The sequence below is a fragment of the Streptomyces sp. NPDC086519 genome, assembly GCF_040686075.1.
In the GTDB taxonomy this organism is placed as follows: domain Bacteria; phylum Actinomycetota; class Actinomycetes; order Streptomycetales; family Streptomycetaceae; genus Streptomyces; species Streptomyces shenzhenensis.
Map to the genome: position 1 here is coordinate 1 of NZ_JBFBJL010000068.1, position 18080 is coordinate 18080.

The 18080-nt window shown below is 73.9% G+C and carries 17 protein-coding genes; 7 read left to right on the top strand and 10 right to left on the bottom strand.

Features of this window, described 5'->3' with window-relative positions:
- Nucleotides 1-473 precede the first annotated feature (473 nt).
- Both AB0P24_RS39520 and AB0P24_RS39525 read left to right on the top strand, forming a co-directional pair.
- Nucleotides 474-1433, top strand: a complete 960-nt coding sequence (locus AB0P24_RS39520) for a serine/threonine-protein kinase (RefSeq protein ID WP_365802769.1) — start codon at nucleotides 474-476, stop codon at nucleotides 1431-1433.
- Between the two features lie 176 nt (nucleotides 1434-1609).
- Nucleotides 1610-2773, top strand: a complete 1164-nt coding sequence (locus AB0P24_RS39525; protein WP_365802855.1) for an NAD(+)/NADH kinase — start codon at nucleotides 1610-1612, stop codon at nucleotides 2771-2773.
- A gap of 273 nt (nucleotides 2774-3046) precedes the next feature.
- Here the strand turns inward: AB0P24_RS39525 and AB0P24_RS39530 are convergent, their stop codons facing one another.
- On the bottom strand, nucleotides 3047-4405 hold the full coding sequence (locus tag AB0P24_RS39530; RefSeq protein ID WP_365802771.1) for a hypothetical protein: 1359 nt from the start codon (nucleotides 4403-4405) through the stop codon (nucleotides 3047-3049).
- 113 nt (nucleotides 4406-4518) lie between these two features.
- Between AB0P24_RS39530 and AB0P24_RS39535 the strand changes: the two genes are divergently transcribed.
- The gene (locus AB0P24_RS39535) at nucleotides 4519-5757 is read left to right on the top strand and encodes a molybdopterin-dependent oxidoreductase (RefSeq protein ID WP_365802773.1); all 1239 of its coding nucleotides are present in this window, start codon (nucleotides 4519-4521) and stop codon (nucleotides 5755-5757) included.
- Nucleotides 5758-6070: 313 nt separating this feature from the next.
- On the opposite strand, the gene AB0P24_RS39540 is transcribed toward AB0P24_RS39535, so the two are convergent.
- The 3 genes from AB0P24_RS39540 to AB0P24_RS39550 form a co-directional block, all read right to left on the bottom strand.
- Complete coding sequence (locus AB0P24_RS39540; protein WP_365802775.1) at nucleotides 6071-6814, bottom strand: methyltransferase domain-containing protein; 744 nt, start codon at nucleotides 6812-6814, stop codon at nucleotides 6071-6073.
- Entirely contained in the window at nucleotides 6811-7437 is a 627-nt protein-coding gene (locus AB0P24_RS39545; RefSeq protein WP_365802777.1) for a DUF2064 domain-containing protein, read from the bottom strand. Before AB0P24_RS39545 ends, AB0P24_RS39540 begins: the two co-directional genes overlap by 4 nt.
- 229 nt (nucleotides 7438-7666) lie before the next feature.
- Entirely contained in the window at nucleotides 7667-8386 is a 720-nt protein-coding gene (locus tag AB0P24_RS39550; RefSeq protein WP_365802779.1) for a glycosyltransferase family 2 protein, read from the bottom strand.
- A gap of 162 nt (nucleotides 8387-8548) precedes the next feature.
- Between AB0P24_RS39550 and AB0P24_RS39555 the strand changes: the two genes are divergently transcribed.
- Together AB0P24_RS39555 and AB0P24_RS39560 are read left to right on the top strand one after the other, a co-directional pair.
- Entirely contained in the window at nucleotides 8549-9349 is an 801-nt protein-coding gene (locus tag AB0P24_RS39555) for a response regulator transcription factor (protein WP_365802781.1), read from the top strand.
- 1 nt (nucleotide 9350) lies between these two features.
- Nucleotides 9351-10466 (top strand): HAMP domain-containing sensor histidine kinase, encoded by a 1116-nt coding sequence (locus tag AB0P24_RS39560; RefSeq protein WP_365802783.1) that lies wholly within the window; start codon nucleotides 9351-9353, stop codon nucleotides 10464-10466.
- A gap of 230 nt (nucleotides 10467-10696) precedes the next feature.
- On the opposite strand, the gene AB0P24_RS39565 is transcribed toward AB0P24_RS39560, so the two are convergent.
- The 3 genes from AB0P24_RS39565 to AB0P24_RS39575 all read right to left on the bottom strand — a co-directional run bounded on the left by AB0P24_RS39565 (nucleotide 10697) and on the right by AB0P24_RS39575 (nucleotide 13611).
- Nucleotides 10697-11698 (bottom strand): NAD-dependent epimerase/dehydratase family protein, encoded by a 1002-nt coding sequence (locus tag AB0P24_RS39565; RefSeq protein WP_365802785.1) that lies wholly within the window; start codon nucleotides 11696-11698, stop codon nucleotides 10697-10699.
- A 100-nt stretch (nucleotides 11699-11798) separates the two neighbouring features.
- A complete protein-coding gene (locus AB0P24_RS39570) occupies nucleotides 11799-12269 on the bottom strand; it encodes a cysteine hydrolase (protein ID WP_365802787.1) in 471 nt (156 codons plus the stop codon).
- A 97-nt stretch (nucleotides 12270-12366) separates the two neighbouring features.
- The gene (locus AB0P24_RS39575; RefSeq protein ID WP_365802789.1) at nucleotides 12367-13611 is read right to left on the bottom strand and encodes an MFS transporter; all 1245 of its coding nucleotides are present in this window, start codon (nucleotides 13609-13611) and stop codon (nucleotides 12367-12369) included.
- A gap of 139 nt (nucleotides 13612-13750) precedes the next feature.
- Between AB0P24_RS39575 and AB0P24_RS39580 the strand changes: the two genes are divergently transcribed.
- Nucleotides 13751-14686, top strand: a complete 936-nt coding sequence (locus AB0P24_RS39580; RefSeq protein WP_365802791.1) for a LysR family transcriptional regulator — start codon at nucleotides 13751-13753, stop codon at nucleotides 14684-14686.
- Nucleotides 14687-15126: 440 nt separating this feature from the next.
- Nucleotides 15127-16320 (top strand): acyltransferase, encoded by a 1194-nt coding sequence (locus AB0P24_RS39585; protein ID WP_365802793.1) that lies wholly within the window; start codon nucleotides 15127-15129, stop codon nucleotides 16318-16320.
- A gap of 23 nt (nucleotides 16321-16343) precedes the next feature.
- Here the strand turns inward: AB0P24_RS39585 and AB0P24_RS39590 are convergent, their stop codons facing one another.
- The 3 genes from AB0P24_RS39590 to AB0P24_RS39600 all read right to left on the bottom strand — a co-directional run bounded on the left by AB0P24_RS39590 (nucleotide 16344) and on the right by AB0P24_RS39600 (nucleotide 18000).
- Nucleotides 16344-16907 (bottom strand): hypothetical protein, encoded by a 564-nt coding sequence (locus tag AB0P24_RS39590; protein WP_365802795.1) that lies wholly within the window; start codon nucleotides 16905-16907, stop codon nucleotides 16344-16346.
- Nucleotides 16908-17082: 175 nt separating this feature from the next.
- Nucleotides 17083-17430: a hypothetical protein gene (locus AB0P24_RS39595; protein WP_365802797.1), complete on the bottom strand. Its 348-nt coding sequence runs from the start codon at nucleotides 17428-17430 to the stop codon at nucleotides 17083-17085.
- A gap of 81 nt (nucleotides 17431-17511) precedes the next feature.
- Entirely contained in the window at nucleotides 17512-18000 is a 489-nt protein-coding gene (locus AB0P24_RS39600) for a hypothetical protein (RefSeq protein WP_365802799.1), read from the bottom strand.
- Nucleotides 18001-18080: the final 80 nt, after the last annotated feature.

The window sequence follows — 18080 nt, forward strand, 5'->3', positions numbered from 1 at the left end:
GGCTGCACACCTACAACCACCACCGCGGACACACCGCGCTGAAAGGCCAACCACCCGCCAGCCGCGTCCCCAACCTCACGGGTCAGTACACCTAGGGCCGGCGCACCTTCCTCCGCTTCGGGCCTGCCGGAGGCGAGCAGCCGGGGCAGCGCGTACGGCGGCGGGTGAGGCCGTGGCGATCTGCGCGCAGCCCGCCAGGGTCAGGGTCGGCGAGACGGCCGTGGCGGTGAGCGCCGGGAGGCGAAGACGGGCGGAACGGAACCCGGCGGCCCGTCCTTCGTGACCGTGACGCGCTGGACCGGCTGGCAGGAGGCACCGTTGTGATCTGCTCCCACCCATCCGCACCCGGCTGCTCTGTTATGCTCATATCTGCTGTGATCTGCTGTGATCTGCTGTGATCTGCTGTTCTCGCTCTGATCTGCCGGAAAGCGGCCTTCTCGCGGGCCGCGGGCCCGCTGGATACGATGTCGGTGATGGCGACGCGCATCGCGGGCTACGAGGTCCAGGGTGAGATCGGGCGCGGCGGCATGGCCGTCGTGTACCGGGCCACGGACCTGCGTCTGGACCGGACCGTCGCTCTGAAGCTGCTGGCCCCCGAGATGGCCCGCAACGACACCTTCCGCCGCCGCTTCGCCTACGAGTCACGGGTCGCCGCCGCTCTCGACCACCCCCACATCGTGCCGATCTTCGAGGCCGGCGAGACGGACGGCGTGCTGTACATCGCGATGCGCTACGTGCCGGGGCCGGATCTGCGCGCGCTGCTGGACAAGGAGGGCGTGCTGCCGGTGGACACGACGCTGCGGATCGCGGCTCAGGTGGCCTCCGCGCTCGACGCGGCTCACGAGCACGACCTGGTGCACCGGGACGTCAAGCCCGGAAACATCCTGGTCGCGCGGGGCACCGACAGCGAGCACCCGGAGCACGTCTACCTCACGGACTTCGGACTCACCAAGAAGTCGCTGTCGCTGACGGGGTTCACGACGGTCGGCTCGTTCGTCGGCACGCTGGACTACGTGGCGCCGGAGCAGATCTCGGGGCGCCCGGTCGACGGCCGTTGCGACCTCTACAGCCTCGCCTGCGTGGTCTTCGAGATGCTCGCCGGCGGTCCGCCGTTCGTCCGGGACGAGGACATGGCGCTGCTGTGGGCGCACCAGTACGACCGGCCGCCCGCGCTCAGCGAGGTCCGGGCGGGGCTGCCTGCGGCGTTCGACGACGTGTTCGCCAGGGCACTGGCCAAGGTCCCCGAGGACCGGTACGGCTCCTGCCTGGAGTTCGTGGACGCGCTGCGGCGCGCCGCGTACGGCGCCTACGGCGCCGTTTCGGCGGAGGAGCCGACCGCGCACCGGCCCGCCGACGGCGCCCCGACCGTCGACCGGGACACCGCCCGCGGCCCGCAGCCGCCGGCCTGGGCCCGCCCGGTGTTCCGCCGGTAGCCGCACCCGCGCCCGTACCGGAACGCTGTCCGGGCCGAGCCGGACATCAGCACCACCGCCGAGCCCACCCGGCCGGCCGTCTCCCGCGGCCTGTGATCCCGCTCCGCCCGACAGATCCGCTCCGCCGTGGCAGCGTGGGAGCAACGGCTGAGCACGGTGGTGTCCTGGAGGCGGAGATGACGGTGAACGGGCTCGGACTGGTGGTGCACGGCGGGCGCGCGGAGGCGGTGGAAGCGGCCTGTGCCGTACGGGCGTGGGCGGCGGAGCACGACGTGCGGTGCACCGACATCGACGTGTGGCACGACGGCGGACGGCACCACTCCGGGGAGGAGGTCGCCGCCGCGGGCGATCCCGACCTGATCGTCACCCTCGGCGGGGACGGCACCTTCCTGCGCGGCGCCCGGCTCGCCGCCCGCAACGACGCGCTGGTCCTCGGTGTCGACCTGGGCCGGGTCGGCTTCCTGACCGAGGTGCCGGTCTGCTCGGTCCGGGAGGCGCTGGACGCGATCCGTGAGGACCGCTACACCGTCGACAGCAGGCTGCTGCTGACCATGCGCGCCTCCCGGCGCCTGGAGATGCCGGCCGACATGGAGCGGCTGATGCGGTACGGCCGCGGGCCGCTGCTGCCGCCGCCCCAGGTGCGCGCGGACTGCGAGCAGGACACCGACTGGGGCGTCCCGCTGCACGTCACCGCGGTCAACGACGTCGTCCTGGAGAAGCTGTCCCGGGACCGCCAGGTGTCCGTCGGCGTGTACGTCTCCGGCCGGCTGCTGGCCTCCTACTCCGCCGACGCGCTGCTGGTGGCGACGCCGACCGGTTCGACCGCCTACAGCTTCGCCGCCGGCGGACCCGTCGTCTCGCCCTGCGCGGACGCGCTCGTCTTCACACCGGTCGCCCCGCACATGACGTTCAACCGCTCGGTCGTCACGGCCCCGAACGAACCCGTCGGCCTGCGCGTCCTGGAACGGTCCGGGCAGGCCGCGGTCAGCGTCGACGGTCAGGTGCGCGGCGTCCTGGAACCGGGGGACTGGATCGGCGTGTACGCCGCCCCCGCCCGGCTGCGGGTGGTCCGGCTCTCGCCGATGGACTTCTACGGCCGCCTGCGCGAGCGCATGAACCTGACCGACGCCCCGGCCGCGGTCGCCGACGGAACACCCCCGCCCCTGTGGTCGTTGACGTCGCCCCCGCCCGGCGACATGGCCCACCTCTCCATGCCGCTCCTCGCCGCGCAGTGCGCCCAGGCGAAAGGACCGTGCGCCGAGGGGACGGACGGTGTCGCCCCGGCACTGGAAGAGCCGGTCCTCCCACGTCGTGCGCGGGACGGCGGGAGCGGCCGCTGACCGCCGGCTTCCCGGGCTGGACGGTCCGGACATGGGTCGGCCTCGGCCGCCCCGTGGCGTGCGTGGCGAGGGTGACGGGCACTGGTCCAGCCACTTCACGCGCTTCGACCCGGGACCGGCACCACGGGCACCCCGAGGCGGGCACCCCGGTTGTGCACCCAGGCCGGCGCCGGCCGCGCCGGCGCCCCGCACTTCGGCCGGGCCAGGGCGCGGAGGGTGTCCGCGATCACCTCGGTGCGGCGCGCCGCACGCGATGCGCGCGGACCGGCGGGATCACCAGCCCGTGAACAGCAGGTGGTTCAGCAGCAGCGCCAGCAGTGCCTGGGCCGTGAGCCAGGCGCGCGGCCGGGGCAGGAACGCGCAGGCCGGCAGCAGCCACATCGCGAACGGCAGCCAGATGCGCTCCGTCTCCGCCTTGCTCATCCCGGACAGGTCGGCGATCAGCAGGGCGAGGAGGGCGGCGCCCGCGAGGAAGGCGAGACGGGTCTGCCCGGCGGGCGCGGTACGGCGGTGGACCAGTACGGCACCCGCCCTGCGCAGCCCGGCCACCGTGGCCAGACCCGTGATGACCACCGTGCAGGCAAGGTTGGCCCACACCCAGTAGCCGTACGGCCGGGTCCCGCCGACGCCCTGGTAGTAGCGGGTGACCAGCAGCCGGTACCCCTGCCACCAGTCGAACCCCGCGAGGGTGAACACGAGCGGCACGACCGCCGCCCCGGCCACCAGCAGGGCGAGGACGGCAGGGCGGGCGCCGCGCACCCGGCGCCGGCCGAGCACCAGCACGGCCGCCCCGATCAGCGCGAAGAGCGTCAGGCCGTACGACAGATAGCAGGTCAGCCCGTACAGCAGTCCGGCACCCGCGGCCCACGCCACGGACCGGCCGGTCACCGCGAGCGCCAGCAGGGCCACCGCCCAGGCGGCGACCGCCGCGAAGTACCCGTCGGCCGAGGCGCCCACCCACACCGCGGCCGGGGCCAGGACCAGGAAGGGCGCGGCCCGCCGGGCGAGCCGCTCGTCGGCGAGCGCCCGCACCGCGACCAGCACGGCGGCACAGGCCGTGGATCCGACGGTGATGCACCAGGCGCCCGCCCAGCCGCCGCCGCGCAGCCCGATCCGGTCCAGGAGGACGAAGGTGAGCGTGGCCGCCGGCGGATGCCCGGCGATGTGGGCGGGCCAGGGGGCCGGGGTGCCGCTGACGATGTGGTGGGTGAAGTCGCGCAGGGCCGCCGGGATGTCGTGGAAGCGGCCGATGACCGTGAGGTACTCGTTGGGGCTGGTGAGCCGGCCCGCCACGCCCCGCTGCCAGCCGTCGACCAGCGCCAGCGACCACGTCCAGGCCAGACAGGCACCCCAGGCCGCGCCCAGCAGCCCGCGCCAGGGCAGCCGGACGGCGAGGCCCGGCCCGTACGCCGCCACGGCGGCCGCGACCAGCACGGCGGCCGGGGTGCCCGGGCCCACGTGCGGGTCCCAGTCGGCGAACAGCGGCGGCCAGTGCACGAACAGGACGCGGTAGGTGTCCTGGAGGTGCCGGCCGGCCAGTACGGCGACGAGCACGAACAGGGCGGCGGCGAGGACGGCGATCAGATCGGCGGACGGATCGGCGTACCGGTCACGGAGCGGGGGGCGGGTCACACCGGAACGCTAGGTCGGCGACCGCGCCGGAGTGTGGATCAGGCGGCTGACGTCAGACTTTCGTCATGGGTCGCGTCCCCTTTCCGGGGGTTTCCCCGGCCTACGGTCGGACCATGCGACACGACGACCCACGGCTTCCCACCTCACCCGGCTTCTGGCGCAGCCCGCTGCGCGGCACCTGGTTCACCTCGGTGCTCGGCCTGGTGCTGCTCGCCGGCATCACCGTGCTGTTCGTGACCGGACTGCTGTCGTACGCCGCGTACAACCCGGACTTGGCCGCGGTGAACGACCAGACCCCGGACAAGGGCATCCTCGGCTTCTACCTCTTCGCCTGGCCGACGAACCCGTCCTGGCTCTACCGGGCCACCCAGGGCCTGCACGTCACCCTCGGCATCGCCCTGATCCCGGTGCTGCTCGCCAAGCTCTGGTCGGTGGTGCCCAAGCTGTTCACACTGCCCCCGGCCCGTTCGCTCGCCCACGCCCTGGAGCGGATCTCCCTGCTGCTCCTGGTCGGCGGCGGCCTCTTCGAGTTCACCACCGGCGTCCTCAACGTCCAGCTCGACTACGTCTTCCCCGGCTCCTTCTACCCCTTGCACTTCTACGGCGCCTGGGTGTTCTTCGCCGCGTTCCTGGCGCACGCGGCGCTGAAGACACCGGCCGCGCTGCGGGCCGTTCGCGAACGGCGTCGGGACGAAGCGGAGCTGGAGTCACCCCGGCCGGACGCGCCCACCGTCTCCCGGCGCGGGGCGCTGTGGTTCGTGTCCGGCGCGTCCCTGCTGCTGCTCGCCACGACGGCCGGGCAGAGCATCGGGGGCGCGCTGCGGCGCACCGCCCTGCTCGCACCGCACGGCGGCGCCGACCCGGGCAGCGGGCCGAACGGCTTCCAGATCAACAAGACGGCCGCGTACGCCGGTGTCGACCCGAAGGAGACCGGGGAGGAGGCCTGGCGGCTCGTCGTCACCGGACGCGACGGCCGGACGGTCCGCCTCAGCCGCCCCGAACTCCTCCGACTGCCGCAGCACAGCGCCGCGTTGCCGATCGCCTGCGTGGAGGGCTGGTCGACCGCCGACCAGTGGTGGCGCGGGGTGCGGCTGCGCGACCTCGCCGCGCTGGTCGGCTACGACGGCGACCCGCCGGACGTGCTCGTCGAGTCCCTTCAGCGGCACGGCGCCTTCCGCCGCGGGGCGCTGCGCGCCAACCAGGTCGCCGACCCGCGATCCCTGCTCGCCCTCCAGGTGAACGGCGAGGACCTGTCCCCCGACCACGGCTACCCGGCGCGCGTGATCGTGTCCGCCGCACCCGGTGTCCTCAACACCAAGTGGGTGGCCCGGATGACCTTCGGAGACCTGTGATGCGCCCGCGCCCCGCCCTCGGCAGCCCCTTCCAGATCCTCCTCCTGGCCTGCTCGTTCGCGCTCGCCGCTTATGCCGGCGTACGGCTGCTGTCCGGCGACTGGCTCGGCGTGGCGCTGTGGGTGGTGGGGGCGGCCCTGCTGCACGACCTCGTGCTGCTGCCGCTGTACGCGCTGGCCGACCGGGCGGTGCTGCGAGGGCTGGGCACCGCCGGGCGCCGGTCCTGGGCGATGTACGTGCGGGTCCCGGCCGCGCTCTCCGCGCTGCTCCTCCTCGTGTGGTTCCCGCTGATCAGCGGGACGGTGGCCGGCCGCTACCGGTCGGCCACCGGCCTGTCCGCGAACGGCTTCCCGGCCCGCTGGCTGCTGATCACCGCCGTGCTCTTCGGCGGCTCGGCCCTGCTGCTGGCATGCCGGGTGCGCAGGGCCACGAAGCGGCGCCCGCCGGCCACCCACCGAGCCTCCACCTCCCAGCCCCGCGCGTAGCGCAGCAGGGCCGGGGTGCCGAGCCGCGCCCAGAGGAATGGGACGCCGACGGCCTTCCGGGCGTCGGTGAGGTGGACGCGGGCGCGTTCGTCCACGTCCGCCTCGGCCGTCTCGGCGATCAGCAGCCCACCGGGGGCGAGGAGCCGGGCCACCCGGTCCAGCAGGGCGTGCGGGTCGCCGCCGATGCCGACGTTGCCGTCCATGAGCAGGACGGTGCCCCAGCGGCCCTCGCCGGGCAGCGGATCGAAGACGGAGCGGCACAGGGCCTGGCCGCCGAGCCGCACCGTGTGGTCGACGGCGGCCGAGCTGACGTCGATGCCGAGGACGGTACGGCCCCGGCCGGCGAGTTCGACGACCAGCCGGCCGGGGCCGCAGCCGACGTCCAGGACCGCGCCCGCGCAGCGGTCCAGGACCGCCCGGTCGACCGGGTCGGCCCGCGCGCACCAGCGTTCGACGTCCAGCGGCAGCAGCCAGCCGTCGGCGCGGCGCAGGAACAGCGGGCCGCGCCCGGCGCGCAGCGCGGCGGCGTAGGGGTCGGCGCCGGTCCAGGGGACGGCCGGCGAGGTGGTCATCGGCGGCCCGTTCCGCTGTGCGCCGCGCACCGGGCCAGCAGGGCGGCGAACCGGCCGTGCGGGGCGAGGGCGGCGACCGCGGCCGCGTCGGCCGCGGTGTCCACGTCCCGCAGCCGGGGCAGGTCGCACACGCGCAGCCCGGCGTCGCTCAGGCGCTGCCGCTGGACGGCGCCGGTCTCCGGCGCGGACATCGGCACCCCGCGCAGCAGCGCCGGGTCCGGGTCGGCCAGCCCCAGCGCCCAGAACCCGCCGTCCTCGGCGGGACCGAAGTACGCGTCGCACTCCGCGAAGTCCACGGTGAGAAGGGCCGGGGTGACCTGGGGGGTGTCCATGCCGATGAGCAGGGCGGGGCCGGAGCAGTGGGCGAAGGCGTCGGCGAGCCGTTCGTCCAGCCCGCCGGCGCACTGCGGCACGACGTCGAAGCCGGGCGGCAGCCAGGGGCCGGGGTCTCCGTCGAGGGCCAGGACCCGGCGGTCGGCGGGGGTCGCGGCCACCGCGTCCAGGGTGTCGGCGAGGGCGGCCTCGGCGAGGGCGGCGGCCTGCCCGGGGGAGAAGGGCGGGGTGAGCCGGGTCTTGACCTTGCCGGGGCGGGGTTCTTTGGCGATGACGAGGAGGGTGGTCATGGGGGTCCCTTGGACGGTGCGGGTGGGTGGGTGGCCGGGGGTGGGGACGCTTCCCGGCGCCGGCCGGGTGCCGCTGCGCCCACCCGTGCCGCCCTGGGGGCACCTCCCAGGCCCTTAAGGCACTGGGGGAGGCACGACTGCCCGCAGCTGTGCAGGACACGGCTGTGCAGCGCGCCCCCTCAGGGGCGCGGGGCTGTATCGATGTGCGGCTGCCGCCGCGTGGGCGCGATCAGCCCCCACCGGCCCGCGCCCGAGGCGCCTCGTGCAGCACCCGGCTCATGTCCCGCACCGCCTGCCACGTGCCGAGCCACGTGCCCGTCACCTTCGAGGAACCCGCGCGCGGCAGGTACGCCACATCGTGCTCGGCGATCCGCCACCCCGCGTCCGCCGCCCGCACCACCATCTGGAGCGGATAGCCGCTCCGCCGGTCGTCGAGGTCCAGCCCGAGCAGCGCCTCGCGGCGGGCCGCGCGCAGCGGACCGAGGTCGTGCAGGCGCAGCCCCGTGCGGCGCCGCAGTATCCGCGCCAGTGCCAGATTCCCCGCGCGGGCATGCGCGGGCCACGCGCCCCGCCCCTGCGGACGCCGCCGGCCGAGCACCAAGTCCGCCTCGCCGTCCAGGACTTCGCGCACGAACGGCACGAGGAGCCCCGGATCCAGCGAGGCGTCGCAGTCGCAGAAGCAGACGATGCCGGCGGTCGCCGCGGCCAGCCCCGCGTGGCACGCCGCGCCGAAACCGCGCCGCGCCTCGTGGACGACGGTCGCACCGTGCGCCCGGGCGATGCCGGCCGAGCCGTCGGTGGAGCCGTTGTCCACCACGAGGGCCCGCCAGCCCGCCGGGATCCGGGCGAGCACCCAGGGCAGGGCCTCCGCCTCGTTCAGACACGGCAGGACGACATCCACGTCCGGCACCGGGCAAGGAGAAGAAGGTGAGGTGGTCACGGCTCTCACCCTACGAACGCGAACCGGACATAACGGGCCCCGACTGCTTACGAAACGCGGACGTCGGAGCCCCGGCGCCCAGCTCCCCGGTTCCTTACGAAACGCGAACGTCGCCCACCGGGCCCGCCCTCGGCCGCGACACCCGCGACGGCCCGGTGCGAGGCTGGAGGCATGCAGCAGCCGTACGAGTTCACCGAGGCCCAGGCCACCGCCGGTGCCGCCCGGGTCCTGGTCGTGGACGACGACCCGACCGTCGCCGAGATCGTCGCCGGATACCTGGAGCGCGCCGGGTATCTGGTCGATCACGCCGACGACGGCCCCACCGCCCTGACCCGCGCCGCCGCCCACTGGCCGGACCTGGTCGTGCTCGACCTGATGCTGCCGGGCATGGACGGCCTGGAGGTCTGCCGGCGGCTGCGCGGCCACGCCACCGTCCCGGTCATCATGCTCACCGCACGCGGCGACGAGGACGACCGCATCCTCGGCCTGGAGGTCGGCGCCGACGACTACGTCACCAAGCCCTTCAGCCCCCGGGAACTGGTCCTGCGGGTGGAGTCGGTGCTGCGCCGCAGCCGCCCCGCCCCCGCCGACCGGTCCTTCTCGTGCGCCGGCCTCACCTTCGACCCCGGCGCCCGCCGCGCCACCAAGGGCGGCACCGAACTCGCCCTCACCCTGCGCGAGTTCGACCTCCTCGCCTTCTTCCTGCGGAACCCCGGCCGGGCGTTCAGCAGGGAGGACCTGATGCGCGCGGTGTGGGGCTGGGACTTCGGTGACCTGTCCACCGTCACGGTCCATGTCCGCCGGCTGCGCGCCAAGGTCGAGGACGATCCGGCCCGGCCACGGCTGATCCAGACGGTGTGGGGCGTCGGCTACCGATTCGAGCCGAATGCCCAGGGCGCCCAGGGCCTCCAGGGCCTCCAGGGCGGACCGGCCGGACCGGCCGGACCGGGCGGATCGGAAGGGGCGGCCTGACATGCGCGACACCTTCCTCATCGCCCTGTACGCCTTCGCCGGCGCCGCCGGAACGGGGCTGCTCGGCGCGGCCGCGCTGCGCCTGCTGCGCCGTCGCTCGCTGACCGCGTCCCTCGCCGTGGTCGCCACCGTCGGCGTGGTCGCCATGCTCGCCGGCACCCTGGCCGTCGCCTGGGCGATGTTCCTGTCCTCGCACGACCTGTCGGTGGTGACGACGGTCGTCGCGATGGCCGCCGTGGTGTCCCTCGCGACGGCGCTGCTACTGGGCCGCTGGGTCGTCGCCCGCAGTCGTGAACTCGCCCTCGCGGCACGCTCGTTCGGTGAGGACGGCGACTTCGCGGTGCCCCTGGTGCCGGCCACCGCCGAACTGGAGGAGGTGAGCCGCGAGCTGGCGGCGACCAGCGCGAAACTCGCCGAGTCCCGCGAGCGGGAACGCGCGTTGGAGACCTCGCGCCGCGAACTCGTCGCCTGGATCTCGCACGACCTGCGCACCCCGCTGGCCGGTCTGCGCGCCATGTCGGAGGCCCTGGAGGACGGCGTCGCCACCGACCCCGACCGCTATCACAAGCAGATCCGCACCGAGGTCGAGCGCCTCAACGACATGGTCGGCGACCTCTTCGAACTCTCCCGCATCCACGCCGGCGCGCTCGCGCTGAGCCCGAGCCGGATGTCCCTGTACGACCTCGTCGGCGACGCCCTCGCGGGCGCCGACCCGCTGGCCCGCGAGCACGGCGTACGGCTGGTCGGCGACCGGGTGGAGCCGGTGCCGGTCGAGGTGGACGGCAAGGAGATGAGCCGGGTGCTGGGCAACCTGCTGGTGAACGCCATCCGCCGGACGCCCCCCGACGGCACGGTCGCGGTCGCCGCCGAGCGGTCGCCCGAGGGCGCCGTCGTCCTGTCCGTCACGGACGGCTGCGGCGGCATCCCCGACGAGGACCTGCCCCGCGTCTTCGACACCGGCTGGCGCGGCAGCCACGCCCGTACCCCGCCGGCCGGGGCCGGTCTCGGCCTCGCCATCGTGCGCGGGATCGTCGAGGCCCATCAGGGCCGGGCCACCGTGCGCAACATTCCCGGTGGCTGCCGCTTCGAGGTGGTGCTGCCCGCCGCCGCTTCCTGATCGCGGGCAGCACCACCGGTCCGTCCGGGGCATGGGGCCTGTCGCGAAAGTGCCGTCTGCCGCGCGGCGTCCGGCGCGCCCTCCCGCCGCACCGCCCGAAAGCCCGAGTACGCCCGGTACGAGGGCTTCCGGGCGGCACTCCCCCAGCCTTCGGCCGGGGGACCCCCAGAGCACGCACCGGACGCCGCGCGGCCGCCCTCCGGGCGACGGCGCCACTTTCGCGACCGGCCCTACGCGCCCCGCATCCCGGCCCGCGCGAACTCCGCCATGCCGTCCGCGAACCCGACCTCCGGCTTCCAGCCCAGTTCGGCCCGCAGCCGCGAGGAGTCGGCCGTGATGTGCCGTACGTCGCCCAGCCGGTACTCCCCGGTGACCACCGGGTCCGGCCCGCCGTACGCCGCGGCCAGCGCGCGGGCCATCTCGCCCACGGTGTGCGGCTCGCCGCTTCCGGTGTTGTACGCCGTCAGCACACCCGGGGCCGGCTCCGCCTCCAGCGCCACCGCGTTCGCGGCGGCCACGTCCCGGACGTGCACGAAGTCCCGGCGCTGCCGCCCGTCCTCGTACACCCGGGGCGCCTCGCCCCGGGCGAGCGCGGAACGGAAGAAGGAGGCGACGCCCGCGTAGGGGGTGTCGCGGGGCATCCGGGGGCCGTACACGTTGTGGTAGCGCAGCGACACCGCCGAGGCGCCCGTCGACCGGGCCCAGGCGGCGGCCAGATGCTCCTGGGCCAGCTTGGTCGTGGCGTACACGTTGCGCGGATCGGCCGGCGCGTCCTCACCGACCAGGCCGGGCGTCACCTCGGCACCGCACACCGGGCAGTGCGGCTCGAACCGTCCGGCGTCCAGATCGGCGACCGCGCGCGGGCCGGGCCGTACGACGCCGTGGCGCGGGCACTCGTACCGTCCCTCCCCGTACACGACCATCGACCCGGCGAGCACGAGGCGGCCCACCCCGGCCTCGGCCATCGCGGAGAGCAGCACGGCCGTACCGAGGTCGTTGTGCGAGACGTACTCCGCCGCGTCGCCGAACCCGACGCCGAGGCCGACCATCGCGGCCTGGTGGCAGACCGCGTCCACACCCGCCAGCGCCCGCCCGACCGTCGCCGGGCTGCGCACGTCGGCGCCCGGATCGTCGCGGACGTCGAACACGACCGCCTCGTGACCGCGCGCCGTCAGCTCCTCGACGACATGGGACCCGATGAACCCGGCACCGCCGGTGACCAGTACACGCATGCGGCCACGCTAGGCTCGCGCGGCCCCCGCACCACGCGTCCACGCCCGCACGTCACGACTTCGTAAGACGCGCGGCGTCTCCCCGGGGGCCTGACCCGGTTCACTGGTAGTCGCGGTCGGCCGCGTCGATGACGGTGGACAGGACGACTCCGCTGGTACTGATGCCGGAGACCACCAGAGAGGTGATGCCGCGCTCGCGCAGCCGCTGGTCGAGGTCGGTGGTGGACATGCTGCCGTAGCGGATCTTGCGCACGATGATGTCGCCGTCCTGGGGAGCCAGGCGCTCGTGGACGGCAGCGGCAGGGTCCTCGTGGTGCATGACGCGGTGTCGGGCCAGCGGGGCGAAGGACCTGTTGGCGGCCGGGACCGCGTCCCAGTCGGCCTCGGTGAAGCCGACGCGTGCGTAGGCAGTGGTGCCGCCGTTTGCGCGAACGTCGGCGATGGCGCTTTCCACGCGACCGAGCAGGGCGTTTCGGGCCTCGCCTTCGGGCACGAAGGCCAGGATCGCGGGCTGGTAGTCCATGACGAGAAGAGCCGTGTGCGCGGGGTCGAGTACGGGGGCAGTGCTCACGCGAGTGTTCTCCTCGCTGGTGGGGTGCCTGGCCGACGCGGACGCGCACCGGCGGACCGGCTGAGGGCTGCGGGCTTCAGCGCTGAGTCGCGGTGTCTCATGAGTGGCTGCGGGACAGTTCCGGCTCGTGCTGCGACGTCTGCTCCCGCCGGGGAAGCAGGAGCGGGGTGGTCAGGATGAGCAGTCCTGCGACGGCGAGAGCGGTGCGTGGGCTGGTGACGTCGGCGAGCAGCCCGGCGAGCGCGGTGAGGACGGCGATGGACGCCTGCTGCCCGATCGACCAGGCCGACAGGGTGCGGGCGAGGAGATGCTTGGGAGTGTGTTCGAGCCGGTAGGTGGCGAGCACCGGGCTGTACAGGCTCATGTTGATGATGATCGCCAGCTCGACGGCCATCACGGTGACGAGGCCGACGACGCCGGGACGGATGCAGGCCAGGCCGATCAGCCAGATGGCGCGCAGGGTGCCGACGGTCCGGAAGACCCGGTGCCGGCCGAAGCGGGCCACGACACGGCGGGCCAGCCGGGAACCGATGAGTCCGCCGAGGCAGGGGGCGGCGAAGGCGAGGGCGTACTGCCAGGGTGGGAACCCGAGCCGGCGGAGCAGGAGCACGGCCAGCAGCGGCTCGGTGGCCATGATCAGACCGCCGACGAGCATTTGGTTGAGGTAGAGCGGCCGCAGACCGGGGTGCCCCATGATGTGTCGCCAGCCGTCGAGCAGTGCGCCCGCCCGGACCGGGCTCTTGCCGGTCGCTCGCGGCGCTTCTTCCTGGCCGCGGATCGCGGTGATGCCCAACGCGGAGAGCAGGTAGCTGAGCGCGTCGGCCACCACGGTGGTGACCGGCCCGAACAGGCCGATCGCCGCCCCGCCCAGCGGTGGCCCCACCGCGATGGAGCTCCAGTTCGTGGACTCGAACCGCGCGTTGGCGACGAGAAGGTCGTCCGGCCGCACCAGGGCCTTGAGGTAGGCGCCGCCGGCCGCGTTGAAGGCGATCTTGGCAGCGGCGACCACGGCCGAGACCACGAGCAGGTGGACGAAACCGAGCCATCCGAAGGCGTAGGCGACCGGGATCGTCGCCATGGCCGCAAACCGGGCCAGGTCCATCATGATCATGACCGGGCGCTTGCGCCGGAACTCCACCCACGGCGCGAGCGGCACCGCGATCAGCGCACCGACCGCAGGCCCCACCGCGGACAGCGCGGACACCTCGGCGGGCCCGGCATGCAACACGAGCACGGCGATCAGCGGCAACGCCCCGAACCCCAGCCCGGACCCGTACGCGCTCACCGCATATGACGCCCACAGCCAGCCGAACTGCCGGCCCAGCCGTCTCCTGCCCACCATGCTCAGCGCACTCCCCTTGGCGACCCACACGAACAAACAGACGTTGCCCTGTGAGAGCTAAGCGGGCTGGTTAACAGCAGGTCAAACAACTGCCCAACCAGCCATCCACAACCATCCGTTGTTCACTAAGGTGAGCGGCGTGGATCTCGAAGCCGTACGTACCTTCGTCGCCGTCGCGGAGACGGGCCAGTTCCAGAAAGCCGCCGCCGACCTGTCGATCACCCAGCAGGCCGTCTCCAAGCGCATGGCCGCCCTGGAGCGCGACCTCGGCGTGCGGCTGTTCACCCGCATGCCGCGCGGCGTCGAGCCGACCATCGACGGGCAGGCGTTCCTGCCCCACGCGCGCGAGCTGCTGCGCGTCGAAGAGCGCGCGGTCGCCTCCGTGCGCACCGGCCGCCGTCCGCTGCGCGTCGACGTGATCGCCTCGCGCGTCGCGCCCTCGGGCCTGATGCGAGGCTTCCATCACGCGCACCCCGAGATCGACCTCGACGTGGTGATGCTGTTCGACGTCGAGACGGCCGTCGCCGCCATCCGGTCCGGGGCGATCGACGCCTCCTTCCGTGCCGTCGCCATGCCCGGGCGGCCCCTCCCCGAGGACATCGAGTCCATCCGGGTTCTGGACGAGCCGCACCAGCTCCTCACCGGTCCCGCCCACGCGCTGGCCCGCGCCCGGTCGGTGACCGTCGCCGAGCTCGCCGGGCACCGGGTCTGGATGCCCGGCATCGTTCCCGGAACCGAGTGGGCCGCCTACTACGACGCCCTCGTCGCCGAGTTCGGCCTCACCATCGAGGCAACCGGCCCCAACTTCGGCTCCGACGTGCTCCTCGACACCATCGCCGACACCCCGGCCCTGGCCACCTTCACGACCGAGCAGACCCGCCTCGTCTGGCCCGCCGGCCACGGCCTGCGCCGCATCCCGGTCATCGACCCCACCCCCGTCTACCCGCACTCGCTCCTCTGGCACCGCGACAACCCCCACCCGGCACTGGCCGCCCTCCGCGCCCACCTCGCCGCCACGACGGCCGGCCGGGACGCCGCCGGGACCTGGCGGCCGGCCTGGGTGATTCCGCGCTGACCGCCCTCCGCCCGCGCGGCCGGCCGGGGCCGGAACAGGCGGTCGACGGCGGGCGTCGCCGGGGGCGAGCAGGCTGGTCAGCGCGGAGATCGCCGCCGGGGAGGGCTTGAAGCAGCGGCGGACGTTCTCCGGCTTCTTGTGCCGGGACTTCGCCGCCAGCATCAACAGCGAGGCACCCTGCTCGCCGAGACGGGTCAGGGCGGAGGAAAGGGGGCCGGCTCCGGCAGGGTCTCCTCGCCCCGGGAGGAAACCACGCCCCGTGGGCAGCCGGACCCGCCGCCGCCCAAACGCCCCCGGAGACCTCGGCGGGGGCGACCGGCTCACCTGTTGAACGGCCCGGCCGGGGGTCACGTACCTGTCGCTGTGGGCGGCGCCGTGCCGTCCTAAGGCATCGACGACGCGCGGCGGTCGGTGCCCGGAGAAAGGGTTGAACGATTTCAGTGGATTCGAGTCGCCCGGCCGGCAGCGCCCTCGACCTGGCCGCCCCCGTGCGCCAGGCGGAGAGCGGGACCGGGACCGGGAACGCCGACGGAGCGCGGAGCCGTCGGCAGGTGCGGGGCCTGGACGGGCTCCGTGGCCTGGCGGCCTTGTACGTGGTCCTGTTCCACTGCTGGTTGTACACCTTCCCGGGCTATCCCCGCAGTTCGGCGCCCCCCTGGCTGGGCGGGCTGATGTTCGGGCGCCTGGCCGTCGTCTTCTTCCTGGTGCTGTCCGGGTTCTCCCTGGCGATCTCCCCGGCCCGGCACGGCTGGCGGCCGGCCGGCATCGGCGAGTTCCTGCGCCGCCGCGCCTGGCGCATCCTTCCCCCGTACTGGGCGGCGCTGGCCATGAGCCTGTTGATCTCGTGGTTCGTGGTGCCGGCCTCGCACTTCGGGCCGCCCACCGGCGCGACGGTCGTGGTGTACGGCCTGGTCGCCCAGGACGTGGTCACCGCCCCGACGCCGAACGGCGCGTTCTGGTCGATCGGCGTGGAGGCCGAGCTCTATCTCCTCTTCCCCCTGCTCCTGTTCGTCCGCCGGCGCTGGGGCGCCGTGATGCTGGGCGCGTGCGTGACCCTCCCGGTGATCGCCTGGGGCCTGACGGCGGCCGGCGCGAACCCGGTGGAGGGCGACAACTGGCTCGCTCCCCATCTCGCCCCGGTGTTCGCCGCCGGCGTGCTGGGCGCGGGAGTCGTCGCCGCGTCGGACCGGGTACGACGCCTGCCCTGGGGCTGGTTCGCCGTGCCGGCCGCCCTGCCGGTCCTGGCCCTGTGCGCCGTCCGGGGGTCCGTCTGGACGGTGCACCACTACTTCTGGATCGATCTCGCCGTCGCGCCCGCCATGACGATGCTGCTGGCCGCCGTCGCCACCGGAAAACCCGCCCTCCTGGTACGGCTCCTGACCGCACGCCCCGTCCACGGCCTCGGCGGCTTCTCCTACAGCCTCTACCTGATCCATCTGCCGATCGTCCTTGCCGTGATGCGCCGCGTCGCCCCGCATTTCGTGGCGCCCGGCCTGCCCACGTTCTGGTTCACGCTCACCGTGGGCCTGCCGGGTTCGATCCTCGGGGCGTGGCTGTTTTCCAAGGTCTTCGAAATTCCGTTCAAGCGGAACAGGTCCTGGAAATCGTTCGCCGCGGCTCGTTCGGGCAGGTGAGGGAGGGCACGTGGCCCGCGCTGTCAGCCGGTCGCACCGGACTTCCGGCCGTAGGGAGTGACGGCGTACCACTCGCCGTCCTTCCCCTGGCCGTTCGTCTGTCCGGCCGCCGTGTCGCCTGTGTAGCGGTAGAGCGGCCACCCGGCCAGGGTGAGCTGTGTCATGCCGTTCCGGTGGACCGTGCCGAGGAGGCTCTTCTCCACCCCTGAGGTCTGTACGGACTCCGGCACGATCACGGGCAGCCATGTCTTGGTGCACGCGCCCGAGCAGGTCCACTTCGAGGGGTTCGGCTGGTCCTTGTCGAAGCGGTAGAGGGTCAGCCCCTTGTCGTCGGTGACGATGCTGCCCAGGCCCTGGGCCGTCCTGGCCGCCACCGCGGAGGTCGTGGCCGGCTGCCCGCTCGCGGGACTGCCGCCGGCGGCCGGCGCGGAGGTCGCCGGATCGGGCGTGGCCGACGTGGCCGACGGGGCCGGGGCGGCCGGGGCGGCGGCGGTGGATCCGGTGCCGTTCGAGGAGCCGCACGCCCCCAGCAGGAGAGCGGAGGCGAGCCCGGTGGCGAGGCTCAGGCCGATGCGTCGCGGAATCAAGGAGGTGCCCTTCGTCGGAAGTCGCGTCTACCTGCCCCTTCAGTACGTCGGCCGACTCCCGCCCGCTCAGCCGCCGAGACCATCTGACGCACTCTTGACCATCGCCGCGCCGGTGTGGGCCATTGTCGCCATTGCCTCCGGCGAATCTCGGCTGCCCGCCCGGCAAGGCCACCCGCTACGGCTGATCGTGGGGGGTGCCGGGCTCCTCGCAGGGGATGCGGTTCAGGTGCAGGACCTCGCCCAGCGTGCCCCACTCGTCACCGCCCAGTTTGGTGAGCGGGCGCAGCTCCCCCGTGTCCTCGACGTTGCGCAGCGGGTCCTTCCGGCCCGTCGAGGTGAACCGGACGATCGGGGGGTCGGTGCCGGCGATGCTGAAGAAGGAGTGCGGGGCCAGGTTCCCGGTACGTCCGTCAGGTGTGATCGTGGAAATCCAGGCGATCGGCCGCGGGACGACGACCGACGTCAGGAACCTGTAGGCCAGCCTGCTGGGCCGCGAAGACCGCCGCCGCGGTCGTCCGCACATACAGGTGGCACTCCGGCAGACCGGTGCGCGCCGCCACGGCCCTGGTCACCGCGTCCTCCCGGGACATGGTCGCGTGAGTCGTCAGGTGCGGCCCCATCGCTCCTGTGCCGTGTGCAGCGGCGCTGCCGGCGCGGCCCATGCCGCCTGCCGTACGGGCCAGTCGGCGGCCAGCAACGCCGAGACGACCGCGTCGTCGTCCTCCACCACCACGGCGACCGGGCGGATCCGGGCCAGCTCCACGAGCCAGGCGGACTTGAGGACACTCGCGGGGCGGTCGTCGCCGTCGGGGCGCATGTGCAGGTGCCCGGTGGGCAGGCCCTGGGCGGAGAGCCACTCGGTGGTCATCGCGCGGATGCGTTCCGGCCGTCCGGTGAGCCAGGCCACCTCATGGGTGGCCAGTACCTCTTCCACGAGGGCAAGACCTTGCGGCAGCGGAGTGTCGCTGCCCGCCAGGGCGAAGAACGTCTCCCAGTCGGGCGGTGCGGCGGTCAGATGGACCACCCGGTGAGTGACGTCCGCCACCACCCCGTCGATGTCGAAGACGGCCCAAGGGCGTCGGGTCGGGGTCACGCAGCTCCTCCGAGAGGTGTCGAAAGGGGGTTGGGGGGTGCGGCCGGGCGCCTCCGCGGCGCCCGGCGGGGGTGTCTGCG